A 17,805-nucleotide genomic window follows, 5' to 3' on the forward strand; every position below is an offset into this window, starting at 1 on the left:
AAGAGTTTCAAAAAAGAAACTCTTTTTGATTAATAAAATGTGATGTGATTTAGTGGCCAGTAGCGCAGCTTTACTACTCCCACAATTTTACTTCGTGGAATTGTTCCAATATAGCGACTGTCTTTAGAAACGCTTCTATGATCTCCCATTACAAAATAAGTATTAGCAGGAACTTTATTAGTCTTTTGCATTTCTTTTAGTTGCTTTGAAGTATAAAATTGACGATAATTTTGAGTTTTAGCTAGAGAACTCAGAGTGAAATTTTGTGTATTAGTATATTTAGTACCTGAGATTCCGTCCTCTCCATTGTCAATTAATTTTTGGCCAGCCTTTAACCATGGTTGATTAAGTTTTTTACCATTAATATAAATTTGATTATTTTTACTTACAATGGTATCTCCCGGTAATCCGATTACTCTCTTAATATATACGGCTCCTGGTTCGTCAGGCGCATCAACAATTACAATGTCGCCTTCCTTAATCTTGGCATGCCTAAGAGCAATAACACGATCGTTATTTTCAAAAGTAGGTTGCATTGAAATTCCAGATACAGTTAAGTTGGCAAAAACATATTTATTTAGTACAAAGAAGATACCAAAAAATATGGCGGTTAGAATTAGTACCTGGAGAATCCACTGACCCCAGCTTTCAGATTGTTCTTGTTTTTTCAATTTTTTCACCTTATTTAATCTACTTCAACATAAAGTGTAACCCTAAATTAACATTTTGTCGATTAAACAAAAAAGATGAAAAATAATTTTAATTTATATAATTAAATACAAGATAAAGGTCTTGAAGGGGTCGAAAATTTTAATTTAGCTTATAATGAAAACAACAAGAACAATCATAAGAAGGGAGTAAAAAAGATGCAGGAATATTCAGCTGGTAGTATTGTTTATCGTATTAAAAATAATAAAATAGAATTTTTACTTGTCCAAAGTAGACTTAACCGAACTTGGGGCTTTCCGAAAGGGCATCTAGAAAAGGATGAAAATAATGTACAGGCTGCTCAAAGAGAAGTCTATGAAGAAGTGGGACTAAAACCAGATTATGATTTTGATTTTGAGGAAAGTATTACTTATAAAATTGCCCGGGATCGATTAAAAACTGTAACATTGTTTTTGAGTAGATTTAACCCGGGTCAAAAAATAGAACTACAAAAAAGTGAAATTGGAGATTATAAATGGGCAACTTTAGCAGAAGCTAATTCCTGTTTAAATTATGAAGAATTGAAAGAATTATTGAAGAAGGCACAGGAATATATTGAAAATGAAATATCCAGATAAACTCTTAGCTGAAGTTAAGGAAAGATCAAAGGGGATGAAATTGGAAGGAATTAATTTTGGTGCTGGTCCAGTTCATCCCAAGCTTATGATTGTAGGAGAAGCGCCAGGAAGAGAAGAGATAGAGTCGCTAATCCCGTTTCACGGTGCGTCTGGAAAAGAATTAATGAAATCTTTAGCCTCAATCGGGCTTAAACGAGACGATGTATATATAACTAGTGCTGTCAGAAGCCGTCCTTATAGTATTAAGCACACATTTAGTAAAAAAGAAAATAAAGAAGTAATCAAATATCCTAATCGAAAACCGACTAAAAAGGAAATTTTGGCACATGCACCATTTTTAGATTATGAAATTAAGTGTGTTAAACCTAAAATCATTGTAACAGTGGGTACTACGGCTCTAACAAGATTGCTAGATGATAAATATGAAATTAGTAATGTGCATGGAAAAATTATTGAAAATACTCCAATTTTAGAATTAAATGATAAAAAAGATGGTTATATTTGGTCTAAAGAAAAGTATATCGTTGTACCGCAATACCATCCCGCAGCTGTTTTTTATAATAGAAAATTAGCCGAAGTAATTGCGCAAGACTGGTTAAATGTAAAACCGCTAATTAAATAGCAAAAAAATGGTAGGAATGACATTTCCTACCATTTTTTAATCAATATTATTACGATATAGACCTACAACTTTACCTAAAATTTGAACCACAGGTAAAATAATTGGATCCATTGTATCGTTTTCTGGCTGCAGACGATAATAGCCATCTTCTTTGAAAAATCTTTTAACAGTTGCTTCGTTATCTTCAGTCATAGCGACAACAATCTCACCATTATTAGCACTAGATTGTTTACGAACAATGACATGATCACCATTTAAAATTCCAGCATTAATCATTGATTCGCCATGCACACGTAACATGAAAAGCTCGCCAGCATCATTTTCGAGATCAGGAGGAAGAGGAAAATACTCATCGATGTCCTGAACAGCTAAGATAGGTTGACCAGCAGTAACTACGCCAACAACAGGAATATCTTTAGGTTTAATTCCCAGAGCTTCTCGACCTTTTTCAGTTACTTCGATTGCTCTTGGTTTAGTGGCATCTTTTAAAATATAGCCTTTCTTTTCTAGGCGTGCTAGGTGACCGTGAACGGTTGAAGTAGAAGAAAGATCCACTGCGCTACAGATTTCTCGCACTGTAGGAGGAAAAGCTCGTTCTTCAACAGTATCGTAAATAAAACGTAAAATTTCTAATTGTTTATTTGCATGTGGTTCAGTCATAATTTTTTCTCCATTTACTTACTTATTAGTATTCTAACAAAAAAATATTATCTCGGCAAACAGGCGTTCTTAGTAGTTGAGTCTTTTTTTATTGGTATAATTAAGGTAAACTAACATTGTTTAGTGAGGTGTTTATTATGGACAAAAAAGAAGAAGAAAATTTAATTAAGCGAATCAATGAATTAACTAAAATTAGTAGAGAACGTGAATTAACTCCTGATGAGTTAGAGGAACGTAAAAAATTAAGAGCTGCTTTTCTAGAAAACTTCCGTGCTGGATTTAGACAACAATTAGAGGATACTGTAGTCATTGACAAAGATGGTAAAGAAGTAACCTCAGAAAAAGCTAAAGAGGCACAACGTCGTAAAGGATTAAGAAAAGATTAATATTTTACTTTAAAAAATACTATTTTTTTGGTATGCTGAAAAAGTACATTAATTTTTGGAGGTTTTTGGGAAATGAATTTAGGTTTAGCAATTTTTCTTATTATTATCGCATTATTAATCGGTCTTGTTGGCGGATTTTATGGTGCTCGCGCATACATGAAGAAGTATTTCCAAGACAATCCTCCTATTAGTGAAGATATGATTGCAGCTATGATGGCGCAAATGGGACAAAAACCATCTGCTAAGAAGCTTAATCAAGTTATGAATATGATGAAGCATCAACAACAAAAATAGTAGCTTACTTTACTAATATTTGGTAGTAGACAGAGGATCGTATTCCTCTGTCTTTTTGTATATGGTGGGGTGAAAAATGAATATTTTTAGCAAATTAGGGTGGTTTTTTAAGCAAGAGAAGAAAAGATATATTATTGGTATTAGTTTTTTAGCTTTAACTTCAATTGCTAATTTAGTCCCACCTAGAATTTTAGGGCTGATGGCTGACCAGCTAGATAAAGGGTCAATTAGCTGGGGTGAGTATGGTGCTTTGATTTTAGCTGTCATTGCTGCAGCCATAGTCTTATATTTATTGCGTTATTTCTGGCGTAAGCAAATTTGGGGTGGAGCAGCAGAGTTAGAAAGACAAATGCGATCCCGCTTATTCAAGCATTTTATGATAATGGATAAAACCTTTTATCAAAGGCACCGCACCGGGGATTTAATGGCGCATGCGACTAATGATATCAATTCCATTCAAAATGTAGCTGGAGATGGAGTTTTGACTTTAGTTGACTCTTTGGTTACTGGTGGAACTACAATGATTGCGATGATTATTTTTACCGATTTTAGGTTAACTATTATTGCCCTTTTACCACTTCCTTTTCTTGCTTTAGGTGCTTGGAAGTTAGGAGATAAGCTTCATTATAGTTTTGACAAATCACAAGCTGCATTTTCACGTTTAAATAATAAAACTCAAGAATCAGTTTCCGGAATTAAAGTATTAAAAGCCTTTGGCGAAAGTGAGCAGGATTCAGCTGCCTTTAATAAGATGGTAGATGATACCATTCAAATCAATAAGAAAGTTTTTAAATGGGATTCAATGTTTGATCCATTAGGGACATTAATTATTGGAGCAACTTATGTAATTACGATTATCTATGGTGGGTTACTGGTATCAAATCATACTTTATCAGTTGGTCAATTGGTTTCCTTTATTGCTTATATTTCTAATATGGTATGGCCGATGTTTGCAATTGGTTATTTATTTAATATTTTAGAGCGTGGATCAGCCTCCTATGATCGTGTTGAACGTCTATTATATGAGAAACCTCAAATTACTGATGAAAACGCTGATCAGAGCTTAACAGCTCGAGATATTCAAGGTGATTTAAAATATGAAATTAAATCCTTTGCCTATCCTGATGAAAAAGAAATACCAGTTTTGCAAAATATTAATTTTACATTAAAACCAGGACAAACATTAGGTTTAGTGGGAAAAGTTGGATCCGGAAAGACCACTATTATTGAGCTTTTATTAAGAGAGTTTGATCAATACCAAGGAAGAATAAGCTTAGGTGGTCATGATATTAGAAATACTCCTTTAAAATTACTTTTAAGTGAAATTTCGTATGTTCCACAAAATAATTTCTTGTTTTCTACCTCCATTGAAAAAAATATTGCTTTTTCTGATGAAAATGTGGAGAAGGATAAAATTGAATCTGCAGCTCAAAAGAGTGATTTACACGATGACATTTTGCAAATGCCAAATGGGTATAAAACATTGGTAGGTGAGAATGGAGTATCTTTGTCTGGGGGACAAAAACAAAGATTGTCAATTGCACGAGCCTTGTTAAAAGAAAGTCCTATTTTGATATTAGATGACGCTCTTTCAGCGGTGGATGCAAAGACAGAGACCTCTATTTTGGATTCACTTAAATCGGAAAGAAAAGGAAAAAAGACCTTGATTGCGGCCCATCGTTTGACTTCCGTAATGGATGCAGATCTCATCTTAGTTCTAAAAGAGGGGAAGATTGTTGAAAGAGGAAAACATGCTGACCTTTTAGCTCAAAATGGTTGGTATGCTGAAATGTGGCGTAAACAAGAACTACAAGCAAAGGTGGGTGAAGTAGATGGACAATAATGAAGAAAGCAAATCAGTTTGGTCTAAGGCCATCCCATTTAAAGAACAAGTTCAAATATTTAAAAGAGTTTTAAAGTACGTAAAGCCTTTTAAAGTGGAAATGGGAATTGCAATTTTTGGAGCTTTCTTAGTAAGTGTAATTAATATGCTTTTACCAAGGGGACTACAGTTTTTCTTAGATAATTATTTGATCAAACAAAAAGCAACGGTACAGATTATAGTTTGGGCTGGACTATTATATGGACTTGGAACAATTATTAAGGCAATTCTTCAATTTGTATATCAATATTTATATGCACTTGGCGCTGAAAAAACACTTGAAAGTGTAAGAAAAGATTTATATCGAAAACTTCATAGTTTAGGGATGCGCTATTTTGACCAGACCCCAGCAGGTTCAATTGTATCAAGAGTCACTAATGATACGATGACTCTAAGCGACTTTTTAGGAGTACTTTGTCAAGTAGTCATTGGAGTATTTTCTTTAGTAACTGCTTTTATAGCGATGTATGTAACCAATAAATTTGCGGCGTTAATTGTCTTGCTGTTTTTACCAATTTTAGGTTTTATTTTCTGGATTTATACACAAAAGAGTTCTAGATTGTATCGTGCTTTTAGGGAACGGCTTAGTCGAATTAATACTAACTTAAATGAATCTATTGAAGGAGTTTCTCTAATTCAGCAATTTAAGCAGGAAAAAAGAATGACAAACCATTTTGAAAATGAGAATGGTACTTTAATGAGAACACGTTTTAACTTGATCCGAGTTAACTCGCTTTTGCTCTCGCCAATGACTAGTTTGCTTTATTCATTGGCTCTTGCATTAGTGTTAATGTATTTTGGTTTTCCATTGCAAGAGACTTTTGTTCCTGCCGGAATTGTATATGCTTTTTCTCAATATGTACAACAATTTTTTAATCCTATTTCTACTATGATGGATCGAATGACTTCTTTTCAGGATGGGATTGTGGCAGGTAAACGTATTTTTAGAATTATGGATGAAAAAGAATACGAACCGCGACAAGAAAATGATGAAAGAGCAGTTATTTCAAAAGGAAAGATTGAATTTAAAAATGTCAGCTTTTCTTATGATGGAAAGAATGAAATCTTACATGATGTATCTTTTGTAGTTAATCCGGGTGAAACTTTAGGAATTGTTGGTCATACTGGATCAGGAAAGAGTTCAATTATCAATGTAATGATGAGATTTTATGAATTTGGTAGTGGGGAAGTACTTATTGATGGCATTGATATTAGGAAGTTTCCAAAGAAAGAATTACGTAAAAAACTAGGATTAGTTTTACAAGAACCCTTTATGTTCTATGGGGACATTTCTTCAAATATTCGCTTGTATAATGACAAAATTACAGATCAACAAATTAAAGATGCTGCTAAAACCGTACAAGCAGATTCATTTATTGAAAAGATGCCTGGTAAATATCATGCAAAAGTGATTGAAGGTGGATCAGAACTTAGTCAAGGACAACGACAATTAATTTCATTTGCACGAACCTTAGTAACTGATCCTAAAATTTTAGTTCTAGATGAAGCAACGGCTAATGTCGATACAGAAACCGAAAATTTAATTCAAGAGGGATTAAAGAAGCTTCGTCAAGGAAGAACGACTTTGGCAATTGCGCACCGTCTTTCAACAATTGCAGATGCGGACCAGATTATTGTTTTGGATAAAGGAAGAATTGTTGAACGTGGTACACATGAGGAACTATTGAAGAAGAAAGGGTATTACTACAATCTTTATAAGCTTCAACAAAATAGCGATAAATAAAAAGCTCGGTCGTTTAAGACCGAGCTTTTATTTGAATTATATTTTATTTATCATTCAGCATGTATTGACGAGTCATTGGTAAGGTTTTACCAGATGGGCCCTTTGTTAATAGGTATTGAATAACATCAATGTTTCCTGATTCAAAGGAAGCTGCACAAGCTTGAAGATACATATCCCACATTCTTACAAAGCGTTCGCCCATCATTCCTTCAACCTCTAAACGGTGGTCATTAAAGTTTTTATCCCAAATTTCAAGAGTTCTTTGATAGTGGCGACGAAGCATTTCCATGTCAGCAATTTGTAAGTTAGCTTCTTCAATTCTTGAGACAATTTCTACTAGGCCAGGGATGTAGCCACCTGGGAAGATATATTTGTTAATCCAGGCATTGGTAGCCCCGCCTTGTTGACGAGTAATACCATGAATTAAAGCAACACCGTGTGGCTTTAGGTATTTAGCAACGTCTTTGAAGTATTCTCCTAGGTTTTCTGAACCAACGTGCTCAAACATACCTACAGAAGTAACATAATCAAAATCACGATTACCTAATTCACGGTAATCTTCAAGTAAAACTTCGGCTTGATTTTCAAGACCCATGTCCTTGATTTTTTGGTTGACTAAATCAAATTGTTCTTGGCTTAAAGTGACTCCGGTAACTTTAAGTCCATATTCTTTAGCTGCAGTTAGCATTAAGGTTCCCCACCCACACCCAATATCTAATAAAGTCTTACCTGGTTTAGGATCTAATTTTTGAAGAATATGATGAACTTTAGCAATTTGAGCAGCTTCAAGATCATCTTTATTACCATTAGTGAAGTAAGCACATGAGTAAGTCATAGTTGGATCAAGCCATAGTTTATAAAAATCGTTACCGATATCATAGTGACTTTGAACATCTTCTTGACTTTGCTTCTCAGTATGCTTTTGCTTAGGTAAAAATTTTCTAAATTTTGAAGCACGCATAAATGATTCACTACTTTCATATGCTGCTTCAATTAATTTTTGGATACTACCCTTAATTTCAAGGTCCTTATCCATATAAGCTTCACCTAAAGCTAAAGAGGCGTTACTTGTTATTTCTTTAAAAGGAATCTTTTTGTTAAAAATAACCTCCACTTCCGGTGTGCCATTTCCATAAATTTCTGATTTTCCATCCCAGTACGTAACTTTTACAGGGACATTAAATGAATGACTAAGCATCATTTTATACAAAGGTTTTTCTAACATTATCGATTCTCCTTTTCTACACTAGACTATGTCATTTTAACACTAAAAATCTTGAATAATAAAAAAATTATTTTGCGATATAGTGAAAGTCAGGATTTTGTTCTTTATCTAGCTTGTCCCAAGCTTCTTCCAATTGCTGGTATAGAGCAGGTGTAGTTTCTTTATTAATCTTTTCGCGGCGTGGAATATAGATTGGATCACCAAAACAAATGTCTAAGGATTTTCTTTTTAGGAAGCCTTTAAAGGTCAACGGTCCTTGATAAACAACTGGCACTAAAGGCTTATTAGCCATTTTGGCAATAACAAATGCGCCACTTTTAAGTTCTTCAGAATGACGGGTTCCGGAAGGAAAAATAATCAACGATAGATCACCTTTGCGTAATCCTTTAACAGGAATTTTAATTGCAGAAGGACCAGGATTATCGCGATCTACTGAAAAAGCATGTGCATGCACTAAAATAAATCTCAAAATAGGATTTTTAAAAAGTTCTTTTTTTGCCATAAACATAAATTCCATTGGACTTGCAGCCAAGGCAAAAAGAATTGGTTCCCACCAAGTTCGATGAGGGGCTACTAAAATATAGTTACCTTTTGGTATACGGTCTTTATGATGAACATGTAAATGTCCATTAAGTACCCAGACAATAAATCGGGCGATTGGGCGAATAATTTTATAAAACATAATCTTTCCTCCAATTTTATCTATAGTATTATACAATACAGCAAAGAATTTTTAGAAGGGTATAGAAAATGGATCTATTGAAACCTAATGAACGAATTGATTATATGTACAATGATGACCTACAAATCATCCAAGAAAAAGATGCGTTTTCTTTTTCTTTAGATACGCTTCTTCTTGGATATTTTGCGCAAAATAAAATACATGATAATTATAAAGTTGTTGATTTATGTAGTGGTAATGGGGCTGCTAGTATCTACATGTCCTATTTTAACCGGGCACATTATGATGCGGTGGAGATTCAAAAAGAAATAGCTGATCAGGCAAGACGAAGTATTAAATTGAATAAATTAGAAAATCGGATAGAAGTCCATTGTCTGAATGCATTAGATGCCCCGAAAAAATTAGGTAAAGATAAGTATGATGTAGTTGTTGTTAATCCTCCTTATTTCAAAGTTCCTAAAGGTCATATTGTTAATCCAGATGAAAAAAAGGCCTTAGCAAGACATGAACTAGCAATTAACCTTGAGCAAATAATTAAAGTATCAAGTGATCTGCTGAAGATGAAAGGCAAAATGTTTATGGTTCATCGGCCTGAGCGTTTGGGTGAAATTATGCACTATTGTTTAGAAAATCAACTGAGTGTAAAGTGGGTGCAACCATTTGTCTCTAAGAGAGAGGCAGATGCTAATTTAGTTGTGGTAGAAGCAATTAGAAATACTGCGAGTGATGGTCTAGTTTTGAGGGATGCAATTGTTGTTCATAATCAAGATGGATCGTTTACACCTGAAATAAAAAAAGTTATCACTGAAAATAAGGAAGAAGGGCCTAAAAAAGAAAAATATTATTTTTACTGCTTATTGTGTAATGATGGAAGTTTCTATGGTGGTTTTACAAATGACTTAGCTCATCGATTAAAGATGCACAATGAAGGAAAAGGAGCTAAATACACAAAAACACGTCGACCAGTAAAAATGATTTATCATGAAGAATTTGATGATAAAAAACTGGCCTTAAAGAGAGAATATTGGTTCAAACACCATTCAAGAAAATGGAAAGAAGAGTTTTTAAAAGAACATAATGTAAAATTTTAATTGCATTTATAAAATTAATTAGTTACAATGTTCAAGTATGCGTTTCGCATATTAAATTTATATCACATCAAGAGCGATTAAATTCCTAGGTGCCATTTATTGGTCAGAATTTAATACGACCTCTTGAGAGGAATTAACCAGGAGGAATTTTTTATGACAGTTGTTACTATGAAGCAATTGCTTGAAGCAGGTGTCCACTTTGGTCACCAAACTAGAAGATGGGATCCAAAGATGGCTCCTTACATTTTCACTCAAAGAAACGGAATCTACATCATTGACTTACAAAAGACTATTAAGATGTTAGATGACGCTTACAACTACGTTAAGGCAGTTGCTCAAGACGGTGGCGTATTCTTGTTTGTTGGTACTAAGAAACAAGCACAAGACGCTGTTAAAGAAGAAGCTACACGTGCAGGTCAATACTACGTTAACCAACGTTGGTTAGGTGGTACTTTGACTAACTGGACTACTATCCAAAGCCGTGTTAAGAGATTAAAGGAATTAAAGCAAATGTCAGAAGATGGCACTTTCGACGTATTACCAAAGAAGGAAGTTGCACTTTTGACTAAGGAAATGGAAAAACTTGAAAGATTCTTAGGTGGTATTGAAGATATGCCAAGAATCCCAGATGTTATGTTTGTTGTTGATCCTAAGAAAGAAAAGATCGCTGTTCACGAAGCAAACATTTTAGGTATCCCTGTAGTAGCTATGGTTGATACTAACACTGATCCAGATCCAATCGACGTTGTTATTCCAGCAAACGATGACGCAATTCGTGCAATTCGTTTGATTTCAGGTGCTATGGCTGATGCAATTATCGAAGGTAAGCAAGGCCAAGATGACAGCGAAGATGTTGAAAAAGAAATGGCTGATAAAGCAGCAGCTGAAGACGATGAAGAAGAATCCATCGAAGTAGTTGTTGAAAAATCAGAAGACTAATTTGTTTTTACTGTTAGTTCTGTAGGAGGACATATTAATGGCAAAAATTACTGCTCAATTAGTTAAAGAATTACGTGAACGTACTGGTGCTGGTGTTATGGATGCCAAGAAAGCATTAGTAGAAGTTGACGGTGACATGGATAAGGCAGTTCAATACCTTCGTGATAAAGGTATGGCAAAGGCTGCTAAGAAAGCTGACCGTGTTGCAGCTGAAGGTTTAACTGGCGTTTACGTTGATGGTAATGTTGCAGCTATTACTGAAGTTAACTCAGAAACTGACTTCGTTTCTTCAAATGATAAGTTTGTTAAATTAGTTAATGAAGCTACTAAAACTATTGCTGAAGGTAAACCTGCTGACATGGAAGCAGCTGAAGAATTAAAGATGGCTGATGGTACTACTTTGGGTCAGTCATTCGTAGATGCAACTGCTACTATTGGTGAAAAGATCGTCTTACGTCGTTTCGCTTTAGAAGAAAAAACTGATGACCAAGAATTTGGTGCATACCAACACAATGGTGGCCAAATTGGTGTTATCACTGTTTTAGAAGGTGCTGATGCAGCTACTGCTAAGCATTTAGCTATGCACATTGCTGCTATGAGTCCTAAAGTTATCTCACCTGATGAATTAGATGATGAATTCATCACTGATCAATTAGCTGTTATGAACCACAAGATTGATCAAGATAACGAAAGTCGTGCTTTGGTAAACAAGAAGCCATTACCACACCTTGTTTATGGTTCAGAAAAACAATTAAGCGATGATGTTTTAGCTAAAGCTAAAGAAGACATTAAGGCTGAACTTAAAGAAGAAGGTAAGCCTGAAAAGATTTGGGATAAGATTATTCCTGGTAAGATGCAACGCTTTATTGATGATAATACTCAAGTTGATAAGCAATTTGCAGTTTTATCACAAAACTACATTATGGACGACAGCAAGACTGTTGGCGAATTCTTGAAGGAAAAGGGAGCTAAGTTAGTTGCTTTCCAACGTTACGAAGTTGGCGAAGGTATTGAAAAGAAGCAAGAAGACTTTGCTGCCGAGGTACGTGAACAAATGAAGTAATTATTTACTTAAAAATGGGAGTAACGCTTAGGCGTTGCTCCTTTTTTTCGGTATAATATATTGCAGTGATTTTATGGTAAAATGATAAAAGCAATGAGGAGGTAATTTATGAGTCAAGTTAAGTATAAACGTATTATTTTAAAAGTTTCTGGTGAGGCCCTTGCTGGTGAAAAAGGTACTGGTATTAACCCAGAGGTTATTAAGCATCTAGCTGAAGAAATTAAGTCTGTTCACGATATGGGTGTTGAAATCGGCATTGTGTGTGGCGGTGGAAACATGTGGCGTGGTGAAACTGGTGCAAATCTGGGTATGGAAAGAGCTCAGGCAGACTACATGGGAATGTTAGCAACAATTATGAATGGTCTAGCATTACAAGATGGATTAGAAAACTTGGGCGTTCCAACACGAGTACAAACATCAATTGAAATGCGTCAAATTGCAGAACCTTATATTCGTCGTAAAGCCGTTCGTCATTTAGAAAAGGGCCGTGTTGTTATTTTTGGTGGTGGTACCGGTAATCCTTACTTCTCAACCGATACTACTGCAGCTTTAAGAGCAGCTGAAATTAATGCAGATGTAATTTTGATGGCTAAAAATGGAGTTGACGGCGTTTACTCAGCTGATCCTAAAGTTGATCCAAATGCTAAGAAATACTCTGAATTAACTCAACTTGATTTGATTTCAAAGAACTTAAAAGTAATGGATAGTACAGCTAGTTCATTGTCTATGGATAATAATATTCCACTAGTTGTCTTTAATGTAAATAAGCCTGGTAACATCAAGAAAGTTGTTATGGGTGAAAATATTGGTACTGTAATCAAAGGTGATAAATAATGGCTAATGAAGTAATTGAAAAAGCAAAAGATAATATGAAAAAGTCTATCGCTGTATTCCAAAAGGAATTAGGTGGTATTCGTGCCGGCGTGGCAAATGCAAGCTTATTGGATGGAATTAAGGTTAACTACTACGGTGTTCCAACTCCACTTACACAAATGTCTAGTGTAAGTATTCCTGAAGCTCGTGTTTTAATGGTAACGCCTTATGATAAATCAACTTTAGATGACATTGAACATGCTATCTTAGCTTCTGATCTTGGAATTACTCCAGCTAATGATGGTACTGTAATTAGAATTGTTATTCCGCAATTAACTGGTGAACGTCGTCAAGAAATTGCTAAGCAAGTAGGCAAGCTTGCTGAAAAAGGTAAGATTGCTGTCCGCAATGTTCGTCGAGATGCAATGGATACTTTGAAGCGTCAAGAAAAAGATGGCGATATTACTGAAGATGAACAACGTAGTTTAGAAAAACAAGTTCAAAAAGTAACTGACGATGCTACTAAAGAAATTGATAAATTAGCAGATCAAAAGAGTCAAGAAATTACTCAGGGTTAGTTTAGGACTTGATAAGATATGTCAGAATCAAAAAAATCACTTAATCATTTAGCCATAATTATGGATGGAAATGGTAGATGGGCAAAAAAAAGACATTTACCACGTTTTGTCGGACATCGTCATGGTATGGATAATATTCGAAATATTGCTCTTGCCGCCAATAAATTAGGAATAAAAGTTTTAACACTTTATGCTTTTTCAACTGAAAATTGGGCTCGTCCGACTGACGAAGTAAACTATTTGATGCGTTTACCAATTGACTTTTTTGATAAGTTTATGCCGGAACTAATGGAAAATAACGTTCGGGTTAATATCATGGGATTTGTAGACGAATTACCTGAGAAGACATATTTAGTAACCCAAAAAGCCATGGCAGAAACAGCTAATAATACAGGAATGGTATTGAATTTTGCCTTTAACTATGGATCGCGTAGAGAAATAACGGCTGGAGTACAAGAAATTGCTCGTAAGGTAAAAGTCGGGGAAATTGATATTGATGATATTAGTGAAAAAATGGTCTCAGATCATTTGCTGACTCATTCTTTAGCTCCATATGAAGATCCTGATTTATTAATTAGAACATCTGGAGAAGAACGTTTATCAAATTTCTTATTGTGGCAAATGGCCTATACTGAATTTAGTTTTTCAGATAAATTATGGCCAGATTTTGATAAAACTGATTTAGAAGAATTAGTTAAAGATTATCAAGGACGTAATCGTCGTTTTGGAAAAGTATAATTTTAATTAGAACTGTAGAATTTTAAATGAAACAACGTGTAATAACAGCTATTGTAGCTTTAATTTTATTTATTCCGATTGTTTTAATGGGCGGCATTTGGATTGATGTCCTAGTTTGTGCGTTTGCAGCAGTTGGAATTAGCGAAATTTTTATTATGAAGAAGCAAATTATTGTTTCTTGGGATTTTATCTTGGCCTTATTAGCAACCTTGACTATGGCAGTCCCCGATTCATTCTTTAAATTTTTACCTGCGTTTTTAAATAAGTATGATATTTTTTATATCTTCGTAATGTTGATGCTCGTAAGAACGGTTTTGTCTAAGAATAAGGTTACATTTGATGATGCCGGAGTTTATACTTTGGCTGCCTTATACATCGGAACTGGCTTTCACTTCATGGCCGCTATTAGAAATGCCCATCTTGGATTAGCAATTTTAGGCTATGTATTTGCAGTTGTTTGGTCAACGGATATTGCAGCGTATATGGTGGGACGTAAGATTGGAAAGCATAAATTATGGCCAGTTATTAGTCCTAATAAAACATGGGAAGGATCTATTGGAGCAGTAATTTGTGCAGTAATTATCGCAGCAATTTATGTTACCTTAGTTCCTACTGGTAGGAATAATGCTATGATGATTGTTCTAGCCTTCTTCTTATCAATTGTTGGTCAGATGGGAGATTTAGTTGAATCAGCTTATAAACGCTTTTATGGTGTGAAAGATTCAGGTAAAATCTTGCCTGGTCATGGAGGAATTTTAGATCGATTTGATAGCATGCTTTTCGTTTTACCTGTTGTTGCATTTATGGGTATTTTATAGGAGAGCTACTGAATGAAAGGTATTTTAATCTTTCTAGTTGTTTTTGGGATACTTGTTTTTGTTCATGAATTTGGACATTTTATTGTTGCAAAAAAGTGCGGTATTTTAGTTCGTGAATTTTCAATTGGTATGGGGCCAAAATTGTTTCAAAAGATGCGTGCTAAAACCACATATACTATTAGATGGCTTCCTTTAGGGGGATATGTGCGCTTAGCGGGACCTGATGATGCCGCAAAGATTGATCCTGGTACTACAGTAGTATTGCAGTTAGATGATCAAAATAAAGTTAAACGAATTGATGCATCAGGATCTCAAATGCCAATTGAAGGAATTCCAGTACAAGTCAATGCCGCTGATTTAGTAGATGGATTAACTATTCAAGGATATGAAAATGGTGATGAAGATCAGCTAAAAACTTATTCTGTTGATCATGATGCCACGATCATTGAGCAAAATGGAACTGAATTGTTAATTGCACCCCGAGATACACAATTTCAAGAGGCTAGTGTTGGTAAAAAACTAGCTACTAATTTTGCTGGTCCATTCATGAATATTGTCTTAGGATTTGTTGTATTTATTATTTGGTCATTAGCAGCTCCTGGTGCACCGACTACAACAGTAGGTAGCACTATTGCTCATCAACCTGCTCAAGTAGCTGGGATCAAAGCTAATGATGAAATTATCGCGATTAATAATAAAAAAATTAGTAATTTCAATCAAATTGCTGCTGAACTAGCTGAAAGTAAAGGTAAGACTGTTGAAGTAAAGGTAAAAAGAGATAATAAGGTTAAAAATTTCTCCATAAAGCCTAAAGCTAATAAGATAGATGGTCAAAAAGTCTATCAACTTGGTTTTTATGGAAAGCCTGATAATAGTCTTGGTGCAAAAATTAGCCGTGGATGGAATACAAGTATTAGTACAACTGGTTTAATCTTTAATGCTGTAGGTAATTTGTTTAGACATTTTAGTTTGAACAAGCTTTCTGGACCGGTAGGAATTTATTCGCAAACCGTTCAAGTTTCAAACATGGGCTTTACATACTTGCTAGCATTTTTAGCAATGATTTCTATTAATTTGGGAATTGTAAATTTGATTCCAATCCCTGGATTAGATGGTGGAAAATTATTACTTAACCTGATTCAGCTCATTATTCGAAAACCAATTCCTGAAGATAAGGAAGCAATTATAGATGTAATCGGTTTTGTCATTCTCTTACTGTTAATTGTTGCAGTAACTGGAAATGATATTTATCGCTATTTTATTAAGTAAATTTTTGGAGGAATAAATGCGTCAATCAAAATTTTTTATGCCAACGTTAAAAGAGGCACCTTCTGATGCTGTAGCAAAAAGTCACCAATTAATGCTTAGAGGTGGCTATATCCGTCAAGTAACTGCCGGGGTTTATGCATACTTACCTTTGGGGTACCGCGTCTTACGCAAGGCGGAAAATATTATTGAAGAAGAAATGGATAATATTAATGTACCTGAAATGATCATGCCTCATCTCTTGCCTGCAACCCTTTGGCAAGAATCTGGTCGTTATAAAAAATATGGCGCAGAAATGTTTAAGCTTCAAGACCGACATGGACGTGAAAGTTTGCTTGGACCAACACATGAAGAAACCTTCACTGAAATTGTTGCTAAGAACTTAAAGAGTTACAAGCAAATGCCACTTGCTCTATATCAAATTCAAACTAAATTCCGTGATGAAAATCGTCCACGTTTCGGTTTACTCCGTGGTAGAGAATTCGTCATGTTAGATGGTTATAGCTTTGCAGCAACTCGTGAACAATTAGATGAACAATTTGATGATCAAAAATCAGCATATTTGAAGATCTTTAATCGTGCTGGTGTTACTGTTCACCCTGTTATTGCAGATTCAGGTACAATGGGTGGAAAGAACTCAACTGAATTTCAAGCTCCTGCTGCAATTGGTGAAGATACAATTGCTACTAATGAAAAAGGCACTTACGCTGCTAACCTTGAAATGGCTAAAAGTATTGATACTTTTAAACAAGAGCCAGAAGAAGCAAAAGAATTAGCTAAAGTAGCCACTCCAGGAATGGATACAATTGAAAAGCTAGCTGATTTTCTTAAAGTTCCTTCAACTAGAATTGTTAAGAGTATCTTATACATTGCAGATGACCAAAAGGTCTTAGTTCTTATCCGTGGCGATAAGGAAATTAACGAAGTTAAATTAGGTCATATCTTAGATGCAGATGAAGTTAGAACTGCAAATGCTGATGAATTAGTAGAAATTACCGGTTCAGAAAAGGGCGGCGTTGGACCAATCAATGCTGACTGGGCTGATAAGATTATTGCGGATGAAACAGTTAAAGATTTGTACAATGTAGTTGTAGGTGCAAATGAAACCGACTATCAATATCAAAACGCTAATTTAGATCGCGACTTTAAAGTTGACGAATTTGCGGATATTCGTACGGCAAATGAAGGAGAACCAGATCCAGTTGATCATTTACCATTGAAATTTACTACTAGTATTGAAGTTGGTCATATCTTTAAATTAGGTACTTACTATACTGATACTATGGGTGCTGATTTCTTAGATAATAATGGTAAAGCTAAGCCAGTAATCATGGGCTCCTATGGAATTGGGGTAACCAGAATGCTGTCAGCTGCAGTTGAACAACACTTAACTGAAAATGGAATCGCATGGCCAAAAGAAATTGCTCCATTTGCCATTCATTTAATTCAAATGAAAATGAAGGATGAAACTCAAACTGAATTAGCTGAAAAACTTGAAAAAGAACTTTCAGCCAAGTATGATGTTTTATACGATGATAGAAATGAACGACCAGGTGTTAAATTTAATGATGCTGACTTAGTCGGAGCACCATTAAGAATTACAATCGGTCGAAAAGCAAAAGATGGTATTGTAGAAGTAAAGCGTCCAATGGATGAAAAGGCTACTGAAGTTAATATTTCTGATTTGGATGCTGTGATTACAAAAGAGTTAGGATAAT

The 17,805-nt window shown here is 34.8% G+C and carries 19 protein-coding genes; 15 read left to right on the forward strand and 4 right to left on the reverse strand.

The window, feature by feature from the left end:
- Positions 1 to 29: 29 nt before the first annotated feature.
- Positions 30 to 671 (reverse strand): signal peptidase I, encoded by a 642-nt coding sequence (lepB, locus tag H0I41_RS03650; RefSeq protein WP_011162248.1) that lies wholly within the window; start codon positions 669 to 671, stop codon positions 30 to 32.
- A gap of 195 nt (positions 672 to 866) precedes the next feature.
- On the opposite strand from lepB, the gene H0I41_RS03655 reads away from it, so the two are divergent.
- Together H0I41_RS03655 and H0I41_RS03660 are read left to right on the forward strand one after the other, a co-directional pair.
- Entirely contained in the window at positions 867 to 1,286 is a 420-nt protein-coding gene (locus tag H0I41_RS03655; protein ID WP_011162247.1) for a bis(5'-nucleosyl)-tetraphosphatase, read from the forward strand.
- A complete protein-coding gene (locus tag H0I41_RS03660; RefSeq protein WP_011162246.1) occupies positions 1,270 to 1,908 on the forward strand; it encodes a uracil-DNA glycosylase in 639 nt (212 codons plus the stop codon). Before H0I41_RS03655 ends, H0I41_RS03660 begins: the two co-directional genes overlap by 17 nt.
- 36 nt (positions 1,909 to 1,944) lie before the next feature.
- On the opposite strand, the gene lexA is transcribed toward H0I41_RS03660, so the two are convergent.
- Complete coding sequence (lexA, locus tag H0I41_RS03665) at positions 1,945 to 2,568, reverse strand: transcriptional repressor LexA (RefSeq protein WP_011162245.1); 624 nt, start codon at positions 2,566 to 2,568, stop codon at positions 1,945 to 1,947.
- Positions 2,569 to 2,705: 137 nt separating this feature from the next.
- Here lexA and H0I41_RS03670 point away from each other — a divergent pair, with 137 nt between their 5' ends.
- The 4 genes from H0I41_RS03670 (at position 2,706) to H0I41_RS03685 (ending at position 6,874) form a co-directional block, all read left to right on the forward strand.
- Positions 2,706 to 2,954 (forward strand): DUF896 domain-containing protein, encoded by a 249-nt coding sequence (locus H0I41_RS03670; protein WP_053107176.1) that lies wholly within the window; start codon positions 2,706 to 2,708, stop codon positions 2,952 to 2,954.
- A 72-nt stretch (positions 2,955 to 3,026) separates the two neighbouring features.
- A complete protein-coding gene (locus H0I41_RS03675) occupies positions 3,027 to 3,248 on the forward strand; it encodes a YneF family protein (RefSeq protein WP_003649044.1) in 222 nt (73 codons plus the stop codon).
- A 76-nt stretch (positions 3,249 to 3,324) separates the two neighbouring features.
- Positions 3,325 to 5,091 (forward strand): ABC transporter ATP-binding protein, encoded by a 1,767-nt coding sequence (locus H0I41_RS03680; RefSeq protein WP_094497068.1) that lies wholly within the window; start codon positions 3,325 to 3,327, stop codon positions 5,089 to 5,091.
- Positions 5,081 to 6,874, forward strand: coding sequence for an ABC transporter ATP-binding protein (locus H0I41_RS03685; protein WP_135014152.1), 1,794 nt, complete (start codon positions 5,081 to 5,083; stop codon positions 6,872 to 6,874). Before H0I41_RS03680 ends, H0I41_RS03685 begins: the two co-directional genes overlap by 11 nt.
- A 43-nt stretch (positions 6,875 to 6,917) precedes the next feature.
- On the opposite strand, the gene H0I41_RS03690 is transcribed toward H0I41_RS03685, so the two are convergent.
- Together H0I41_RS03690 and H0I41_RS03695 are read right to left on the reverse strand one after the other, a co-directional pair.
- On the reverse strand, positions 6,918 to 8,099 hold the full coding sequence (locus H0I41_RS03690; protein WP_004897118.1) for an SAM-dependent methyltransferase: 1,182 nt from the start codon (positions 8,097 to 8,099) through the stop codon (positions 6,918 to 6,920).
- Positions 8,100 to 8,166: 67 nt separating this feature from the next.
- Positions 8,167 to 8,781 carry a lysophospholipid acyltransferase family protein gene (locus tag H0I41_RS03695; protein ID WP_004897119.1) on the reverse strand — a complete coding sequence of 205 codons (615 nt, stop codon included), beginning with the start codon at positions 8,779 to 8,781 and terminating at the stop codon, positions 8,167 to 8,169.
- A 68-nt stretch (positions 8,782 to 8,849) separates the two neighbouring features.
- On the opposite strand from H0I41_RS03695, the gene H0I41_RS03700 reads away from it, so the two are divergent.
- The 9 genes from H0I41_RS03700 to H0I41_RS03740 all read left to right on the forward strand — a co-directional run bounded on the left by H0I41_RS03700 (position 8,850) and on the right by H0I41_RS03740 (position 17,804).
- Positions 8,850 to 9,872, forward strand: coding sequence for a GIY-YIG nuclease family protein (locus H0I41_RS03700; protein WP_004897120.1), 1,023 nt, complete (start codon positions 8,850 to 8,852; stop codon positions 9,870 to 9,872).
- Positions 9,873 to 10,025: 153 nt separating this feature from the next.
- Positions 10,026 to 10,811: a 30S ribosomal protein S2 gene (gene rpsB / locus H0I41_RS03705; protein WP_004895270.1), complete on the forward strand. Its 786-nt coding sequence runs from the start codon at positions 10,026 to 10,028 to the stop codon at positions 10,809 to 10,811.
- Between the two features lie 37 nt (positions 10,812 to 10,848).
- Positions 10,849 to 11,874, forward strand: coding sequence for a translation elongation factor Ts (gene tsf / locus H0I41_RS03710; protein WP_004897121.1), 1,026 nt, complete (start codon positions 10,849 to 10,851; stop codon positions 11,872 to 11,874).
- A 108-nt stretch (positions 11,875 to 11,982) separates the two neighbouring features.
- Positions 11,983 to 12,708: a UMP kinase gene (gene pyrH / locus H0I41_RS03715; protein ID WP_004895268.1), complete on the forward strand. Its 726-nt coding sequence runs from the start codon at positions 11,983 to 11,985 to the stop codon at positions 12,706 to 12,708.
- Entirely contained in the window at positions 12,708 to 13,265 is a 558-nt protein-coding gene (frr, locus tag H0I41_RS03720) for a ribosome recycling factor (RefSeq protein ID WP_004895267.1), read from the forward strand. The genes pyrH and frr overlap by 1 nt, the downstream gene beginning before the upstream one ends.
- A gap of 18 nt (positions 13,266 to 13,283) precedes the next feature.
- The gene (gene uppS / locus H0I41_RS03725) at positions 13,284 to 14,003 is read left to right on the forward strand and encodes an undecaprenyl pyrophosphate synthase (RefSeq protein ID WP_135014153.1); all 720 of its coding nucleotides are present in this window, start codon (positions 13,284 to 13,286) and stop codon (positions 14,001 to 14,003) included.
- A 26-nt stretch (positions 14,004 to 14,029) separates the two neighbouring features.
- Positions 14,030 to 14,821 carry a phosphatidate cytidylyltransferase gene (locus tag H0I41_RS03730; protein ID WP_004897124.1) on the forward strand — a complete coding sequence of 264 codons (792 nt, stop codon included), beginning with the start codon at positions 14,030 to 14,032 and terminating at the stop codon, positions 14,819 to 14,821.
- Positions 14,822 to 14,833: 12 nt separating this feature from the next.
- Positions 14,834 to 16,090 carry an RIP metalloprotease RseP gene (gene rseP / locus H0I41_RS03735; RefSeq protein ID WP_135014154.1) on the forward strand — a complete coding sequence of 419 codons (1,257 nt, stop codon included), beginning with the start codon at positions 14,834 to 14,836 and terminating at the stop codon, positions 16,088 to 16,090.
- Positions 16,091 to 16,106: 16 nt separating this feature from the next.
- On the forward strand, positions 16,107 to 17,804 hold the full coding sequence (locus tag H0I41_RS03740; RefSeq protein ID WP_053107170.1) for a proline--tRNA ligase: 1,698 nt from the start codon (positions 16,107 to 16,109) through the stop codon (positions 17,802 to 17,804).
- The last annotated feature ends 1 nt before the right edge of the window (position 17,805 follow it).

The organism is Lactobacillus johnsonii, assembly GCF_014058685.1.
Classification (GTDB): Bacteria; Bacillota; Bacilli; order Lactobacillales; family Lactobacillaceae; genus Lactobacillus.